At 51.9% G+C, this 17,366-nt stretch carries 15 protein-coding genes; 6 read left to right on the forward strand and 9 right to left on the reverse strand.

Translation table 11 applies throughout. The annotated features are described in order from the left end of the window. Positions 1–24 precede the first annotated feature (24 nt). Positions 25–1,587, forward strand: a complete 1,563-nt coding sequence (locus tag Hfont_RS13525) for a DEAD/DEAH box helicase (RefSeq protein ID WP_112992936.1) — start codon at positions 25–27, stop codon at positions 1,585–1,587. Positions 1,588–1,645: 58 nt separating this feature from the next. Here Hfont_RS13525 and gluQRS read toward each other — a convergent pair whose 3' ends face one another. After that, positions 1,646–2,533: a tRNA glutamyl-Q(34) synthetase GluQRS gene (gene gluQRS, locus Hfont_RS13530; protein WP_112992937.1), complete on the reverse strand. Its 888-nt coding sequence runs from the start codon at positions 2,531–2,533 to the stop codon at positions 1,646–1,648. Positions 2,534–2,536: 3 nt separating this feature from the next. Further along, positions 2,537–3,454, reverse strand: a complete 918-nt coding sequence (locus Hfont_RS13535) for a LysR family transcriptional regulator (RefSeq protein ID WP_112992938.1) — start codon at positions 3,452–3,454, stop codon at positions 2,537–2,539. Between the two features lie 137 nt (positions 3,455–3,591). Here Hfont_RS13535 and Hfont_RS13540 point away from each other — a divergent pair, with 137 nt between their 5' ends. Beyond that, positions 3,592–4,293, forward strand: coding sequence for a pirin family protein (locus Hfont_RS13540; RefSeq protein ID WP_112992939.1), 702 nt, complete (start codon positions 3,592–3,594; stop codon positions 4,291–4,293). Positions 4,294–4,369: 76 nt separating this feature from the next. Here the strand turns inward: Hfont_RS13540 and kdsA are convergent, their stop codons facing one another. Then, positions 4,370–5,215 carry a 3-deoxy-8-phosphooctulonate synthase gene (gene kdsA, locus Hfont_RS13545; protein ID WP_112992940.1) on the reverse strand — a complete coding sequence of 282 codons (846 nt, stop codon included), beginning with the start codon at positions 5,213–5,215 and terminating at the stop codon, positions 4,370–4,372. A 15-nt stretch (positions 5,216–5,230) separates the two neighbouring features. Next, entirely contained in the window at positions 5,231–6,124 is an 894-nt protein-coding gene (locus tag Hfont_RS13550; RefSeq protein ID WP_112992941.1) for a sulfurtransferase, read from the reverse strand. Positions 6,125–6,331: 207 nt separating this feature from the next. On the opposite strand from Hfont_RS13550, the gene dnaE reads away from it, so the two are divergent. The 4 genes from dnaE (at position 6,332) to Hfont_RS13570 (ending at position 13,310) form a co-directional block, all read left to right on the forward strand. Continuing rightward, the gene (dnaE, locus tag Hfont_RS13555; protein ID WP_112992942.1) at positions 6,332–9,793 is read left to right on the forward strand and encodes a DNA polymerase III subunit alpha; all 3,462 of its coding nucleotides are present in this window, start codon (positions 6,332–6,334) and stop codon (positions 9,791–9,793) included. A 73-nt stretch (positions 9,794–9,866) separates the two neighbouring features. Continuing rightward, on the forward strand, positions 9,867–11,603 hold the full coding sequence (msbA, locus tag Hfont_RS13560) for a lipid A export permease/ATP-binding protein MsbA (RefSeq protein WP_112992943.1): 1,737 nt from the start codon (positions 9,867–9,869) through the stop codon (positions 11,601–11,603). Between the two features lie 53 nt (positions 11,604–11,656). Beyond that, complete coding sequence (locus tag Hfont_RS13565; protein ID WP_112992944.1) at positions 11,657–12,469, forward strand: glycosyltransferase family 2 protein; 813 nt, start codon at positions 11,657–11,659, stop codon at positions 12,467–12,469. Between the two features lie 76 nt (positions 12,470–12,545). After that, on the forward strand, positions 12,546–13,310 hold the full coding sequence (locus Hfont_RS13570; RefSeq protein WP_112992945.1) for a glycosyltransferase: 765 nt from the start codon (positions 12,546–12,548) through the stop codon (positions 13,308–13,310). A gap of 115 nt (positions 13,311–13,425) precedes the next feature. Here the strand turns inward: Hfont_RS13570 and rng are convergent, their stop codons facing one another. Genes rng through Hfont_RS13595 form a run of 5 tightly spaced genes read right to left on the reverse strand, consistent with a single transcriptional unit; the run spans position 13,426 to position 17,365 of the window. Further along, the gene (rng, locus tag Hfont_RS13575; protein ID WP_112992946.1) at positions 13,426–14,889 is read right to left on the reverse strand and encodes a ribonuclease G; all 1,464 of its coding nucleotides are present in this window, start codon (positions 14,887–14,889) and stop codon (positions 13,426–13,428) included. Continuing rightward, positions 14,886–15,506: a Maf family protein gene (locus Hfont_RS13580; protein WP_112992947.1), complete on the reverse strand. Its 621-nt coding sequence runs from the start codon at positions 15,504–15,506 to the stop codon at positions 14,886–14,888. Before Hfont_RS13580 ends, rng begins: the two co-directional genes overlap by 4 nt. Before the next feature lie 5 nt (positions 15,507–15,511). After that, positions 15,512–15,982 carry a 23S rRNA (pseudouridine(1915)-N(3))-methyltransferase RlmH gene (gene rlmH / locus Hfont_RS13585; protein WP_112992948.1) on the reverse strand — a complete coding sequence of 157 codons (471 nt, stop codon included), beginning with the start codon at positions 15,980–15,982 and terminating at the stop codon, positions 15,512–15,514. A 28-nt stretch (positions 15,983–16,010) separates the two neighbouring features. Then, positions 16,011–16,682 (reverse strand): ribosome silencing factor, encoded by a 672-nt coding sequence (rsfS, locus tag Hfont_RS13590; RefSeq protein WP_112992949.1) that lies wholly within the window; start codon positions 16,680–16,682, stop codon positions 16,011–16,013. Beyond that, the gene (locus tag Hfont_RS13595) at positions 16,682–17,365 is read right to left on the reverse strand and encodes a nicotinate-nucleotide adenylyltransferase (protein ID WP_112992950.1); all 684 of its coding nucleotides are present in this window, start codon (positions 17,363–17,365) and stop codon (positions 16,682–16,684) included. Before Hfont_RS13595 ends, rsfS begins: the two co-directional genes overlap by 1 nt. Position 17,366: the final 1 nt, after the last annotated feature.

A 17,366-nucleotide genomic window follows, 5' to 3' on the forward strand; every position in this document is an offset into this window, starting at 1 on the left:
TTGAGGCAAGGCCTGCTACAAATCATGTCCGATATTCAGTCAGATAATCAATCCGATATTCAGCCGCCAGTCCATGTGACGGTTGCATCCGATGCGCCGCCAGCCATCCGTTTTGCAGACTTGGGTCTTGCCCCGGAAATTTTGCGCGCTCTGAACGATCAGGGTTATGTGCATCCGACGCCTATCCAGGCTGAAGCAATTCCTATCGTGCTCAAGGGCATAGACTTGATGGGCGCGGCACAAACCGGTACCGGTAAAACCGCAGGCTTCTCGCTGCCTATCATTCAGTTATTGCTGGCGCACGCCAGCACCAGCGCATCGCCTGCGCGTCATCCTGTGCGCGCATTGATCCTGACGCCGACACGCGAACTGGCCGATCAGGTTGCCGCCAACGTCAAAGCTTATTGCCGTCACACCCCATTGCGTTCGCTGGTTGTATTTGGCGGCATGGACATGGCACCGCAAACCGCAGCCTTGCGTAATGGTGTGGAAATCGTCATCGCCACGCCGGGTCGTTTGCTCGATCACGTACAGCAAAAAACCATCAACCTGTCGCAGACGCAAATTCTGGTGATGGATGAAGCCGATCGTATGCTGGACATGGGCTTTTTGCCCGACCTGCAACGCATCATCAACCTGTTGCCTAAGAAGCGTCAGAACCTGATGTTTTCCGCGACCTTCTCGACAGAGATCAAGAAGCTGGCTGCGACCTTCCTGAAAGATCCGGTCACGATCGAAGTCGCGCGCAGCAATGCGACGGCCGAGAATGTGACGCAAATTGTTTACAAGGTCGAAGAAGAAGCGAAGCGCGATGCGGTGTCTTACATCATCCGTCAGCGCGGCTTGAAGCAGGTCATCGTTTTCTCGAATACCAAAATCGGCGCATCACGTCTGGCGCGCCAACTGGAAAACGAAGGCGTCAAAGCTTCAGCTATCCACGGCGACAAAACCCAATCGGAGCGTATGCAAGCGCTGGAAGCATTCAAGAACGGTTCGATAGAAGTGCTGGTCGCAACTGACGTTGCAGCGCGCGGCCTGGACATCGCCGAGCTGCCTTGCGTGATCAACTTCGACTTGCCGTACAACGCAGAAGATTATGTGCATCGTATCGGTCGTACCGGTCGTGCAGGTGCATCGGGCGATGCGATTTCCTTGTTCTCGGACAAGGATGCGCGTCTGCTGGTCGATATCGAAAAGATGATCAAGCATACGTTTATACCGGCGGAACTGGTTGGCTTTACTCCGTCATCTGCGCGCAGTAATGAGCGTGGTGGCGAACGTAACAACGATCGTAATGACCGCAGCAGCGATCGTCGGCCGCAAGAGCGCAGCCCGCGTCGTGAAGAATCTTTCGCTCGCCCGCCACGTGAACCACGTGAAGTAGAGCGCAGCGGCGGCGCAGCATCAAATGGTAGTCGCAGTGCTTATGCAGCTTCACCGCGTAAAGAAAAGATTGATCCTTTTTTCACCAAACCTTACGAGCCTTCAGTGTCGTCGGTACGTGAAAGCAAGCCAGCAGAGCAAGCTGCAGCCAAGCCGCAGAAGCACAAGATGGCAGCGTTGTTGGGCGGCATGCCTAAGCGTTAAATCGTCGCTGTTGGGCCAATAAAAAAGGACGCTTAGGCGTCCTTTTTTATTGGCAATTTTAATCGCCGAACCTTCTTTTCCAATCAGCGATGGCCTTTTGCCAGAACTCTGCAATCGAATCTGCGTGATCGATCTGTAATTGCATGAAGCGCGCTGCGCGCAATAACTCGCTCAAAGGATTGTTCAGATCGAGCGCTTGCGCTCCGGTTTGCTTTGATAATTTTTCCCCGACTTCATTCAACACAACCGGCACATGCATGTAATGCGGTGTTGGCAAATCTAGCAGGCGTTGCAGATAGATTTGCCGCCCTGTGGATTCGAGTAAATCTGTGCCGCGCACAACATGCGTCACGCCTTGGGCGGCGTCGTCCACCACGACTGCCAGTTGATACGCCCAGTATCCGTCTGCACGCTTTAAAACAAAATCGCCGACTTCAGTTGCCAAATGCTGGGTCAATGGGCCTAGCCATCTATCGTTGAAGGTAATCGTTTCATTATTCTCGTTTGATGCAGGAACGCGTACGCGCAAGGTGCGTGCAATCCTGCCCACACTCACTCCGTTGCGACATGTTCCTGGATAAATCGCAGCGCCATCGGCGGCAATGCCGAGACGCGAATCGGCAATTTCCTTGCGCGTGCAAGCGCATGCATAGGTATGCCCTGCCAGCTTGTCGAAGGCGGCTTGATACAGCGGCTTGCGCTGGCTTTGAATGACAAGTTCACCATCATGTTGCATACCGAAGATGGCGAGTGCTTGCATGATGCTTTCTGTTGCGCCGGGCACGGTGCGCATCTCGTCGATGTCTTCTATGCGCACCAGCCATAGGCCTTGATGCGCCTTGGCGTCGAGATAACTAGCCATCGCTGCGACTAGTGAGCCTGCGTGCAAAGGTCCGCTGGGGGAGGGGGCGAAACGGCCTATGTATTGGTTTAATGGGTTAGCCATTACTTACTCCGCCAGTAATTTTCGTTGGACGTCTGGATCGGCCAGCTTTGCTAAAAACCATTTCAGGCATTTGCCACGTGAGTCTGTGCGCCATGCGTATTGCAACGCGCCGTCGGGTTTGGTTTCATTGGTTTGCTTCTCTATCAGTGCGCCGGTATCGAAATACGGTTGTGCCCATTTCCGCGGTAAATGGCCGCAACCCAGGCCGGCAACTTGCGCCGCCAGTTTGTCGCGCACGGTTGGTACTGTCAGCGTTGATTGTCCTGTCAGCAAGCCAGATGTAATACGCGGTAGCATGCGGCCGCTGTCGCCGACCGAGATCGCACGGTGTTGTTGCACGACGCTCGCTGATAGTGGCTCATCCAGTTTTGCCAGCGGATGGGTAGGCGCGACGGCGAATACCCAATCGACTTCGCCCATAGGCTTGGCGCGAAAGCCGCCTGAGCCGCGCACCAGATCCGGGCCGTCATACGAAATACCGATGGCGAGATCGGCTTCACCATTGATCAGTTTTTCCCAAGTGCCGGACAGTACTTCGGTGGAGAAGCGCAACTGCGTGCCTGAACTTTGCAGGTCGCATTCATTAATTAATGGAATCATTTTTTCATAAGGAATCAAGGCATCGAGCACGATGCGTAACTCGACTTCCCAACCGCTGGCGGTGCGCTTGACGCGCTGCTCAAGTTCGTCGGCGGCGCGCAACAGATGGCGGCCTTCGGTCAGTAATTCCTGTCCGGCTGCAGTCAGCTTTGCTCTATGGCCGCGCCTGTCGAACAACAGCACGTCCAGATCTTCTTCCAGTTTGCGCACGCTATAGGTCAGCGCAGACGGTACGCGATCAAGCGCTACCGCTGCCGCACCGAAGCTGCCTTTACGGTCTATGGTGTCGAGGATGCGTATCGCTTCCAGCGTCAAATTCATGGTGAAATCCAATATTCAAATTATTTGAATGACTTGTACGCAATTATGCCCTTATTCGATGAGTTTTGATCATCTATAGTTACATCCATAGGTTGAAGCCTAAGTCATACAATAAAACTCACCGAAAGGAACATATCATGTTTGAAATTCGTAAAAGTACAGATCGCGGCCACGCTAATCACGGTTGGCTCGACTCGTATCACAGCTTCTCGTTCGGTGAATATTACGACGAACAACACATGGGTTTTGGCCCGCTGCGCGTGATCAATGAAGATCGCGTCAATGCTGGTGGCGGCTTCGGCACCCATGGTCATCGCGATATGGAAATCATCAGCTATGTGCTGGATGGCGAACTGGCGCACAAAGACAGTATGGGTACTGGCAGCGTGATTCGTCCTGGTGATGTGCAAAGAATGAGTGCTGGTAGCGGCGTACGCCATTCGGAATTCAATCACGCAAAAGATCAGACCACGCATTTTCTGCAAATCTGGATCCAGCCTAATGTGAAGGGTATTCCACCTAGCTATGAAGAGAAAAATTTCTCGGCGGAAGAAAAACGCGGTCGCCTGCGTTTGATTGCCAGCTCGGATGGTGAAGACGGTTCCGTGCTGATTCATCAGGATGCAAAGCTGTATGCAGGTTTGTTCGATGGTGCTGAAACGGCATCGCTGACTATCGCCGCCGGACGTCTTGCGTATATTCACGTCGCACGTGGTGCAGTGACCGTGAATGGCGTTGAGCTGAAAACGGGTGATGCAGTGAAATTGTCGGATGTCGCGACTGTCGATATCAGTAATGGTCAGCAGGCAGAAGTGTTGGTGTTTGATCTGGTGCGATAAGCTCGCATCAGTGATATAAAAAAGCGCGGCATCCAAAAGATGCCGCGCTTTTTATTTGACTCAAATCAATTAGAAATTAAGCTTCAATATCCAATGGTGCAAATGATTTCACCAAATCATCCAGCTGCTTCAACTGTGTCAAAAACGGCTCCAGCTTATCCAGCGGCAAAGCACTAGGCCCATCGCATTTTGCATTCTTGGGATCAGGATGCGCTTCCAAAAATAATCCCGCCAGGCCAACACCCATACCAGCACGTGCCAGATCCAGTACTTGTTCACGACGCCCGCCCGATGCGGCACCACCCGGATCGCGTTGCTGCAGCGCGTGGGTAACATCGAAGATGATCGGCAAATTATTACAGGTCTTTTTCATCACGCCGAAGCCGAGCATGTCGACTACTAGATTGTCGTAACCGAAATTGCTGCCGCGCTCGCACAGGATCAATTGTTCGTTGCCGGCTTCGCGGAATTTTTCGACGATGTTAGCCATTTGCGACGGGCTGAGAAATTGCGGTTTTTTGATATTGATGACGCGATTGGTTTTGGCCAGCGCGACTACCAAATCAGTTTGACGTGCGAGGAAGGCGGGCAATTGCAATACGTCCACAACTTCAGCCACTGGTGCTGCCTGATGCGGTTCGTGCACATCGGTGATGAGCGGTACGCCGAAAGTTTTCTTCACGTCCTCAAAAATGCGCAGACCTTCTTCGAGGCCAGGGCCGCGATAGGAATGAATAGATGAGCGATTGGCTTTGTCGAACGATGCCTTGAAGACGTAGGAAATGCCAAGCTTGCTGGTCACGCGCACATATTCTTCGCATGAGCGCATGGCGAGGTCGCGTGATTCGAGCACGTTGATGCCGCCGAACAGGACAAAGGGTGCTGCGTTGTCGACCTTGATTGTGCCGTTGATAGTGATCATGTTGGCTTCTTTAAATTAAAGAGAGTTGAGTGCGGCTGTTGCTTGCGAATTTTCGCTTGAAGCTTGCTCACTTACTGATGCGCAGTGCGGGCAGGATTTGCCCGCACTGAATAATGGCGACAATTGTTCGCGCGGTGACACAGTCGCGTCGCAATGCGCGCACTGTACCGGCAAGCTCGGTTCCAGTCGTGGATTGAGTGCGGTGCGATGATCGAATACGAAGCAGTCGCCAGTGTAATGATCGCCGCCGACTTCTTCAAAATATTTCAGGATGCCGCCATCGAGTTGATAGACGCTGTTGTAGCCGACATCTTTCATATAGATCGCAGCTTTTTCACAGCGTATGCCGCCTGTGCAGAACGTAACAACAGTCTTGTCGTTCAAGGCATCTTTATTTTTAGCGACAATCTCGGGGAATTCGCTGAATTTATCTATACGATAATCGATGGTGTTGTCGAAGGTGCCGACATCAACTTCAAATGCATTGCGCGTATCCATCATGATGACCGGTTTGCCGTCGTCGTCATGACCTTGATCCAGCCAGCGCTTCAGTGTGGTCGCGGCTACGGACGGCGCGCGGCCTTCTTCCGGTTTGATTAGTGGATGCTTCATCGTAATGATTTCGCGCTTCAGCTTGACCAGCATGTATTTGAAGGGCTGGTCTTCGGAATAGCTTTCTTTCACTTCCAGATCGGCAAAGCGCGCATCGGCCCGTACCCATGCAAGAAAACTGTCTATGTCCGAGCGTGTTCCAGCCAGAAAAAGATTAATGCCTTCCGGGCTGAGCAGAACGGTGCCTTTTAGCGACAATTGATTGCACTTGGCGATAAATTCCGGGCGCTTGTCTGCCGTATCGTCAAAGCTGATGAATTTATAGGCGGCGATATTAACGAAAGATGTGGATTGCATGCTTGCTTCTTGAGGTGATTGCTCTTGTAAAGAGGACAATGTTCTACTGCTCATGGCCGGCTTTTTTGCGCTTGGTCCCGACGATAAATTGAACAAAAACGGCCGGGAACGGGATGCAGCAAGGCATGAACAAGTCGACATTATAAACTTCGCATTCAGGAATGCTGAAATGTCTGTTGAAAGGAGTGGTCGCGGTAGAATACGGCCATGATTTCTCCGCAATTTACTCACCTCCGCCTGCATTCCGAATATTCCATCGTCGACGGTCTGGTCCGCATCGATGACGTGATCGCCGCCGCCGCTGCCGATGCGCAGCCTTCGCTCGCGATTACCGATCTGGCCAACCTGTTTGGCATGGTCAAATTCTATAAAGAAGCGCGTTCCAAAGGCATCAAGCCCATCGTCGGTTGCGACGTCTGGATCAGCAACGATAACGATAAGGACAAGCCATCGCGCTTGTTGTTATTGGTCAAGAACAAGACCGGTTATTTGCAACTCTGCGAATTATTGTCCAAAGCATGGCTGACCAATCTGCATCGCGGTCGTGCCGAAATTCGTCCCGAGTGGCTGGAACAACTTGCCGCAGAAGGTGGGCCGAATGGTTTGATTGTTTTATCCGGCGCGCATTTTGGCGATGTCGGTATGGCGATCGATAACGGCAATCTGGCCGGCGCCGAGCGTAACGCCAAGCGTTGGGCAGAAATTTTCCCCGGTCATTTCTATATTGAAGTCCAGCGCGCCGATCAGCCGAATATGGATGCGCATGTGCGCCAGGCATCGGTGCTTGCGGCCAAACTGAATCTGCCTTTGGTAGCGACGCATCCTGTGCAATTTCTGGATCAGGCTGAATTCACCGCGCATGAAGCACGCACCTGTATTTCTGAAGGCGAAATTCTTGCAAATCCGCGCCGCATCAAGCGCTTCAATGAGCGGCAGCGCTTTACCACGCAAGCGGAAATGGTCGAGCTGTTTGCCGATATGCCAAATGCATTACAGAACTCGGTAGAAATCGCCAAGCGCTGCAATCTGGTGCTGGAACTGGGCAAGCCGAAGTTGCCTAATTTCCCAACACCTGACGGTTCTTCAATTGATGAATTCCTGGTCAAGGAAGCGCAACGTGGTCTGGACGGACGCCTGGAACATTTGTATCCAGATCCTGAACTGCGCGAAAAAAATCGCGAGCGTTATCAGGCGCGCTTGAAGTTCGAGACAGATACCATCATCCACATGGGCTTCCCCGGCTACTTCCTGATCGTGGCCGACTTTATCAAGTGGGCAAAAAACAATGGCGTACCGGTCGGGCCTGGCCGCGGTTCGGGGGCTGGCTCGCTGGTGGCGTATTCGCTATTGATTACGGATCTGGATCCGCTGCAATACAACCTGCTGTTCGAGCGTTTTCTGAATCCTGAGCGGGTTTCCATGCCCGATTTCGATATCGATTTTTGCCAGGAAGGGCGCGATCGCGTCATTCAATATGTGAAGGATCAATACGGCAAGGATGCGGTGTCGCAGATTGCCACCTTCGGTACGATGGCGGCCAAAGGTGCGGTGCGTGACGTTGGTCGCGTGCTGGATTTCGGCTACAACTTCTGCGATGGCATTTCCAAGCTGATTCCATTCAAGCCGGGCAAGCTGGTCACGATAGCTGATGCGATCAAGGAAGAGCCGTTGCTGGCGGAACGTCTGGAAAATGAAGAAGAAGTAAAACAGTTGCTGGAGCTGGCGCAACAAGTTGAAGGCATCGCCCGCAACATCGGTATGCATGCCGGTGGTGTGTTGATCGCGCCGGGCAAGCTGACTGACTTCTGTCCTTTGTACACGCAGGGCGGCGACGCCGGCGTGGTGTCGCAATACGATAAAGACGACGTTGAAGCCGTCGGTCTGGTGAAGTTCGACTTTTTGGGTTTGACCACGCTGACGATTCTGGATCGCGCAGTGCGTTACATCAAGGATCTTGATCCGGCAATGGCGGACTTTGCGCTGGAAAAATTACCGCTGAACGATAGACCGTCATACGAGCTGCTAACCAAGGCGAAAACCGTCGCCGTCTTCCAGCTGGAAAGCCGTGGCATGCAAGGCATGCTGAAAGATGCGCGCCCCGATCGCTTCGAAGACATTATCGCGCTGGTCGCTTTATACCGTCCGGGTCCTATGGATCTGATTCCTGATTTCTGCCGACGCAAACACGGTGAACGTTTTGAATATCCGGATCCGCGTACCGAAGCCATCTTGTCCGAAACCTACGGCATCATGGTGTATCAGGAACAGGTGATGCAGATGGCGCAGGTCATCGGCGGTTACTCGCTGGGTGGCGCAGATCTGTTGCGTCGCGCGATGGGTAAGAAAAAAGCCGAAGAAATGGCGCAGCATCGCGAGCTGTTCCGTGCCGGCGCGGCGAAGAATGATCTGTCTGCTGAAAAAGCCGACGAGATTTTCGATTTGATGGAAAAGTTTGCCGGCTACGGTTTTAATAAATCGCATGCCGCTGCTTACGCTTTGCTGTCGTATCACACAGCCTATTTAAAAGCGCATCATCCAGCCGCGTTCATGGCAGCCAACTTGTCGCTGGCGATGGACGACACCGACAAGATCAAGATTCTGGTTGAAGATGCGCTCGATATTTGCGGTTTGACTTTGTTGCCGCCAGACATCAATCAATCCGATTATCGTTTTACGCCTGTCGGTGTGCCAGGCAAAAAAGCCATGCAGATACGCTATGGTCTTGGCGCGGTCAAAGGCTCAGGAAAAGGCGCGATTGATGCGATCGTCAATGCGCGCCAGGACAAGCCATTTACCGATTTGTTCGACTTCTGCAAACGCGTAGATAAACGCCAGATCAATCGCCGCACCATTGATTCGTTGATACGCGCGGGTGCTTTCGATTGCTTCAACGTCGATCGCGCGATTCTATTGGCATCTGTCGGTTTTGCGATGGAATGCGCGGAACAGGCTGAAGCGGCAGCAAATCAGGTTAGTTTGTTTGGTGGTGACGATAGCGATCTGGAAACGCCGCCGGAATACGTCAAGGTATCGCCGTGGAGCGACAAGCAAAAACTGACCGAAGAAAAAGCCGCGTTGGGTTTTTATCTATCCGGCCATTTGTTCAATGCATATGCGGAAGAAGCGCGTCGTTTTGCACGTACCAGTTTGAGCAAACTGGAACCATCGCGCGAACCACGCACGATAGCCGGTGTGATTTCCGGCGTACGTACACAGATGACGCAACGTGGTCGCATGATCATCGTGACGCTGGACGATGGCAGCGCGACAGTCGATGTGACCGTGTACAACGAAGTGTTCGATGCGAATCGCAATCTGTTCAAGGAAGATGAGTTCCTCGCAGTTTCAGGCAAAATTTCGGAAGATCGCTTTTCAGGTGGCTTGCGCATCACTGCCGAGAAAGTGATGGATATCGCAGCGGTGCGTATTCAGTACGCCAAGTGCATCTATTTATCGCTGCAGGCATCGGCAGACGTCAATGCTTTGATGGCGACCTTGCAAGCGTCAGCGCGCGCAGACGGTAGTCCGGTTGTGATTCAATACCAGAATCCGAAGGGCGTATCGGAATTGCGCTTCGCGGAGCAATGGCGCATCAATCCGGATGACAACACCAAACAAAAACTGATCGATTTATATTCGGAAAAAAATGTACAGATCGCTTACGACTGATCGCTTGCATCATTTATGCAAACGCAGTCGCAATGGGTTTCTGTAGCTGTTTACAACATGGAAATATAGATAGATGAAATTCCCTGCACATTTGAGTCGCCTGTTCGGCATGCTCGGCCCATACAAGAAGCGGCTGATCATTGCCTTTTGCGGCATGATCATGACGGCATTGACGGAGCCTATGTTCCCGGCCGTGATGCGCTTGCTGCTTGATCATGGTTTTGGCGGAAAACCGACGTTCTCGCTTTGGTTGGTGCCGTTGGCAATCATTGGTATTTTTGTATTGCGTGGCATTTCGACTTATACGACGACATACATGATGACCTGGGTGTCGTCGCGCTTGTTGAATGTCCTGCGGCAGAAAATGTTTACACGCATTCTCGATGTTCCTTTGGGTTTTTACAGCACGCATTCAGTAGGGCGCGTGATCAATTCGATGATGTTTGAAGTGCAGCAGATCGTCGATATGGTCACTCGAGTATATACATCGTTAATTCGCGACTCGTTGACTGTAATTGTTCTGTTGAGCTTTTTGTTATGGCTGAATTGGCGCTTGACTCTGGTTGCTCTGGTATTGCTGCCATTGATTGCAATCGTTGTACGTATGACTGGCAAGCGTGTGCGCAGATTGACGCGTGAGTATCAGTCAGTCAATGCCGAGCTGACACAAGTGCTGGAAGAAACCACGCGCGCCAGTCAGGTAATCAAGATTTTCGGTGGGCATCAATACGAGCGGGATCGCTTCGAAGCGCGTGCCGACAAGTTGCGCAGTTATACGATGCGCATGGCAAGTACGCTGGCAGCGACGACCCCAGTGACGCAAATCATGGCGGCTTGTGCGGTGGCGATCGTGATCGTGATTGCATTGATTCAATCGGGACAAAATCAAACCACAGTCGGCGGTTTTGTCTCTTTCATTACCGCGATGTTGATGTTGTTGGCACCTTTGAAAAGCATTGCTGAAGTGAACGGTCCTTTGCAGCGTGGTTTGACGGCAGCGGAAGCGGTGTTTGGATTGATCGATGCAAATCCGGAACGTACAACAGGCAAGACCCTGCCGGGACGTGCGGCAGGGCGTCTGGATTTCATCAATCTTGGCTTCTCATATCCTGGCCACCAGGCAATGGCGCTGCAGGATATCAATCTGGTCGTTATGCCGGGCGAGACCGTCGCATTCGTTGGCATGTCAGGTGGTGGCAAATCCACGCTGGTTAATCTGGTTCCTGGTTTTTATCCCGCGACGACCGGTGAGATTCGCATTGATGGAGATGCGATTGAAGACGTCTCGTTAACGAGCTTGCGCAAACAAATTGCGATGGTGAGCCAGCATGTTGTTCTATTCGACGATACGATTTCTGCCAATATTGCCTATGGCGATGCAGAACCTGATCGCAATCGTGTGCTCGCCGCTGCCAAGGCAGCGCATCTGGATGACGTGATTGCCGGTTTGCCGCAAGGGCTGGAAACGATGATAGGCGATAACGGTTCGCGCTTGTCGGGTGGGCAACGCCAGCGCATGGCCATTGCACGCGCGATCTACAAAGATGCACCTATTTTGATTCTGGATGAAGCAACGTCGGCGCTGGATTCGGAATCCGAACGTGCCGTACAGGCGGCGCTGGATGAATTGATGAAAGGGCGTACGACCTTGGTGATCGCTCATCGTCTGTCGACGATTGAACGTGCCGATCGGATAGCTGTCTTGGCCGAAGGACAACTCGTCGAATTGGGTTCGCATCAGGAGCTGCTGGAGAAAAATGGCGTGTATGCAAATCTGTATCACTTGCAGTTTGCAAAAGAAGTGAATTAAGTTTGTGAAGTTGGCGTGCTGTTTAGTTTGAATGCGATGGACCTGGAATATTGATGAATGCATCCGTGATTATGACGACCTACAACGCCATTGAATGGCTTGAAAAGGTGCTGTGGGGTTTTAGTGTTCAGACGGTGACTGATTTTGAAATCATCATTGCCGATGATGGGTCGACTGCAGAAACCAAGGCGCGCATTGATGCGCTTCGTAATTTGATATCCATTCCAATTATTCACGTTTGGCAAGAAGACCATGGATTTCAAAAAACAAAAATTCTGAACAAGGCTATTCTTGCTGCCAATTCAGACTATCTAATTTTTACAGATGGCGATTGCATTCCAAGAAAAGATTTTGTGGAAACGCATTTGAAGTATCGCGAGAAGGGTTACTTCCTTTCTGGTGGGTACTTCAAGTTGCCTATGCATATTTCGAATGCGATTAGCAAAGATGACATCTTTAAGCAACGTTGTTTTAATGCAGACTGGTTAAAAGCGAATGGCTTGAAGAGCAGCATCAAAATTCTCAAATTGACTGCATCAGGTTTTTTTGCAAAAGCATTGAATGCGCTGACGCCTACCAAGCCAACCTGGAATGGTCATAATGCTTCTGGCTGGAAGGCTGATCTGCTTGCAAGTAACGGCTTCAATGAAGAGATGCAATATGGTGGGGAAGATAGGGAGTTGGGCGAACGTTTGGTGAATATGGGTTTGTCGTCCAAGCAGATAAGGTATAGCGCGATCTGCGTGCACCTTGATCATGCAAGAAGTTATGTTTCTGAAGAGACCTGGAAGAAAAATCGCGAGATCAGGGCGTTTACAAAAGTGAATAAAGTAACCAGAACATCGAATGGAATCAGTCGGGATTAGTTTCCGTTTTGAAGCGATGGTAGTGTCGGTTGAATTCGTTGAATAGGTATGACGCACTTAGTGCGGGAGGAAATAAATGTCAGAGAACGTTCAGGTAGTAAGCGAAGCGGCGAATGAAGACCGCGTCATCATTTGCATGAAATGGGGTACCAAGTACGGTCCAGAATATGTGAATCGCCTGTACGCTATGGTGCGCCGTAATTTGAAAGGCGATTTTCGCTTTGTCTGTCTGACGGATGACGGTAGCGGGATTCGTTCCGAAGTAGAGTGCTTTCCGATTCCTGATTTGAAATTGCCGGACGGCTTACCTGAGCGTGGCTGGAAAAAACTGACCACCTTTGAAGCTGACCTGCATGGGTTAAAAGGTACGGCCTTGTTTCTAGATGTCGATGTCGTGATCACCGACAGCATCGATGCCTTTTTCGAATATCCCGGCGAGTTTTTGATTATCCACGACTGGAAACGGCCTTGGCGTGTGACCGGCAATTCATCTGTGTATCGCTTCAAGCTTGGTGCGCATGCTGACGTGTTGCAGCAATTCCGTACTACGGGTGCCGAGGCGCGCAATGCATTCCGCAACGAGCAGGCATTTTTATCGGACGTGCTGCACAAACAGGGCAAGCTCAGTTACTGGCCTGCATCGTGGTGCTGCAGCTATAAATACCACTGCATTCCAACCTGGCCGACCAATTATTGGCGTGAGCCGTTTGTGCCGGATGGAACGAAGATCGTGATTTTTCATGGTGAAGTCAATCCGCCGGATGCGCTGGAAGGTCGTCGCAATCGTGCTTTGCGTTTTGTACGCAAGGCACCGTGGATTAACCATTACTGGAAAGAATAAAGCGTAAAAACAAGGACCTGATACAGGTCCTTGTTCATTTCACTTTAATGAATAAAAAACGGCATCATGTGCAAACACATGATGCCGTTTTTCGTTGAGGAACGAAAATGCGGTTTTACATCAGGATGACGTCGTATTGTTCCTGGTGATACACAGTTTCCACCTGCAGCGAAATTGGTTTGCCAAGGAAGTCACCCAGCATCGCCAAATGTTGCGATTCTTCTTCCAGAAACATGTCGATCACAACTTGCGATGCAAGAATGCGGAATTCGCGCGGATTGAATTGCTTCGCTTCGCGCGTCAGTTCACGCAGGATCTCGTAGCAAATCGTACGTGCGGTTTTGACCTGGCCTTTGCCGCTACAGGCAGGGCAGGGTTCGCACAGTATGTGTGCCAGAGATTCGCGCGTGCGTTTGCGTGTCATCTCGACTAGGCCCAGCGCAGAGAAGCCGGAAACCGATACTTTGGTTCTGTCGCGTGCCAAGGCACGATTCAATTCGTTCAATACGGCGGTTTTATGATCGGCATTTTCCATGTCGATAAAATCGAGAATCACGATGCCGCCCAGATTACGCAAGCGCAGTTGACGGGCGATGGCGTGCGAGGCTTCCAGATTTGTTTTGAAAATTGTGTCGTCAAAATTACGACCGTTGACGAAGCTGCCGGTGTTGACGTCTATGGTCGTCATTGCCTCGGTCTGATCGACAATCAGATAGCCGCCGGATTTCAAATCGACGCGACGACCCAGTGCGCGCTGGATTTCTTCTTCCACACCATACAGATCGAACAGCGGGCGTTCGCCGGGGTAGTGCGCAAGCTTGGTCAATACAGATGGCGTGTACAGTTCGCCAAACTGCTGCAGCTTTTGATAATTTTCGCGCGAGTCAACCTGGATGCTGGCGGTTTCGTCATTGACGAAATCGCGCATTACACGTTGCGCCAGGTCGAGATCCTGATAAAGCAAGGATGGCGCCGGTTTGGTTTTCGCCAATTGCGTAATGTTGTTCCAGGTCTTGCGCAGATAATCGACGTCTGCCTGCAAATCCGCATCCGATGCATCTTCGGCCATCGTACGAATGATGAAGCCACCTTTTTCGCCTTCCAGCATCAGCTTCTGAACTTTGCCGCGCAGCAGTTCGCGTTCGGCTTCGTTTTCAATCCGTTGCGAAATGCCGATGTGCGATTCTTGCGGCAGATACACCAGCATGCGACCGGCGATGGAAATCTGAGTCGACAGTCGCGCGCCTTTGGTCCCGATTGGATCCTTGATGACTTGCACGGTAATCGACTGCCCATCGAACAGCATACGTTCGATAGGAATCGGCGTGGTCGGCGGACCTTCATGTGAGCGGGCATCCCAGATATCTGCGACGTGCAGAAATGCAGCACGTTCCAGCCCGATATCGATGAACGCCGATTGCATGCCTGGCAACACGCGTACGACTTTGCCGAGATAGATGTTGCCGGCCATGCCGCGCGATAGCGTACGTTCGACGTGTAGTTCTTGTACTGCGCCTTGCAATACAAGCGCGACACGGGTTTCCTGCGGTGTGACGTTGACGAGAATATCTTCGCTCATAGAATGCGCAAGCCTGCCTGTTCCAGTAATTTTCCGGTTTCGTATAAGGGCAGGCCCATGATGCCTGAATAGCTGCCCGCAATGTCTTGAATGAATAGCGCGGCCTGGCCTTGAATACCGTAGCCGCCAGCCTTGTCGTAAGGTTCTGCCGTCGCGCAATAGGCGCGTATTACTTCATCGGACAATTTGGTAAATGCGACGTCTGAGCGTTGCGTGATTTGCAGCGTTTGTTCATTGTGCAGGATTGCAACGTGAGTCAGAACTTGATGCGTGCGGCCCGACAATGCGCGCATCATCTCTATCGCTTCTGCCTCATTGGCTGGTTTGCCGAGGATGTGGCCATCGAGCACGACGCTGGTGTCGGCGGCGAGTATCGGGCGTTGCGGCAATTTTCGCCACCACATGGTCTTTTGCGCGAAGGCTGCTTTTTCGAGCGTGATGCGCGCGACGTAATCTTCTGCGCGCTCGTTGGGTAATACGATTTCGCTGACTTCCGGGCCGCGTGGCGTGTGATCGCGCAATAGCAGCAATTCAAATTCGACGCCGATTTGCCGCAACAATTCACGACGGCGCGGACTTTTGGATGCGAGATAGATTTTCTGCGGAAGCGGCTTCATCAGATTTACACGCGATGATAAGGATGGTTTTGCGTGATAGACCAGGCGCGATATAACTGTTCCGCCAGCATCACACGTACCATGCCATGCGGTAGCGTCAGGCTGGAAATGCGGATCAGCATGTCTGCATTCTTCTTGAAGTCGGCATCCAGCCCATCTGCACCACCAATGACAAAGGTGACGTCGCCACCTTCCTGCTGCCATTGTTTGAGTAATTGCGAAAGTTGCACCGAAGTCAGATCCTTGCCGTGTTCATCGAGCGCGATGATGCGTGCACTTTTCGGAACAGCGGCTTCGATCTTGCTACGTTCCAGCGCCATCGCGGTCTCTGCGGTTTTGCTGCCTGAGCGTTCGACCGGTTTGATTTCTTTCAGGACGATACGGCAATCGGGCGGCATGCGCTTGGCATATTCGCTGAACCCGCTTTCTATCCACGCGGGCATTTTGTGACCGACGGCCGCAATAACGAGCTGCATGACAACGTTCTTGTATCAGCTGATCCGCTTATTCGGCGGATTTTGGTTTTGCCGGTGCGCGAGTTTTGGCAGCTGCTTTGCTCACTACTTTCTTGGCTGGTGCTTTTTTAGCTGGAGCCTTTTCTTTTTTGTAGGCGGCAGCTGTCTTGGTCGTGGCAACTTTGATGGTTTTGCCTACGGCCTTTTTGGCAGTTGTTTTCTTCGCCGGTGCTTTAGCTGCAGTCGATCTTGTGACGGCTGTTTTGCGCGCAGGTTTTTTTGGCTCGTCATCAAGCGTAGTCTGGCTGGCGCTTAAATGGCGACCGACAGCTTTTTTCGGTGCTTCTTCATCGTCGGCCGATTTTTTGGACGTGCGTTTGGCCGCGCCGAATTTGACTTCTTTTTCGCCCCAGATTTCTTCCAGGCGATAGTAGGCACGGATCGCAGGTTGCATGATGTGGACGATCATGTCGCCCAGATCGACCAGTACCCATTCGCCGGTATCTTCACCTTCGACGCTGAGGACATGACCGCCGTTTTCTTTGACCTTCTCGCGCACGGATGCGGCGAGCGCCTTGGTTTGGCGATTGGATGTGCCGGATGCAACCGCGATGCGGTCAAACAGGCTGGTAAGGTGGACGGTATCGAATACCTTGATGTCTTGCGCTTTGACGTCTTCCAGCGCGTCGATGACCAGGGCTTGCAGTTTTTTGATGTCCATTAGCTTTTATATAGGTGATGTTGTTCAATATAGTCTAGCACCCCGGAAGGCACCAGCGAAATCGGTTGTTCTCCGCGCTGCAAGGCGGCGCGAATTTCGGTAGCGGAAATATCCACCGCCAAATTGGGTGCAAGGTAGGCCAAACCTTGCGTTGCGTTGCGTATCTGTGCGGGTGTGCCTTTTCGCTGTGCAAATTCCTGCGCCACATCGTCTGGGATGTGTGCCGCATCCATCGCAAAACCGGGGCGCGACGCTGCGCATACGTGCGCATAGTCAAACAGTTGTTGCCATTCCTGCCAGGTATTCAAATGCTGCAGCTGGTCGGCACCCATCAAAAAAACAATGGATACATCAGGTCCCAGCTCTTTTCGCACCGCGCGTAGTGTGTCGATTGTATACGTTGCGCTGGCTCGCAGGATTTCTTGCTGATCGATGGTAATGGGCACTTGTTGCTTGGTGAGCGCGGTACCAAAGGCCTTGCGCACCATTGCAACTCTATCTTTGCCTGATGCCTGCAAACCGTCTTTTTGCCATGGATTGCCGGCCGGGATCACGCGCAATTCATCCGGTTTTATCAGGTCGACGAAATAATTTGCCAGCGCGAGATGACCGTTATGAATCGGGTCAAAGCTGCCGCCTAACAGTGCGACACAAGGTTTGCTGCCATTGCTTGCCGCTGTCACT

This window comes from Herminiimonas fonticola, from assembly GCF_003293745.1.
In the GTDB taxonomy this organism is placed as follows: Bacteria; Pseudomonadota; Gammaproteobacteria; order Burkholderiales; family Burkholderiaceae_D; genus Oxalicibacterium; species Oxalicibacterium fonticola.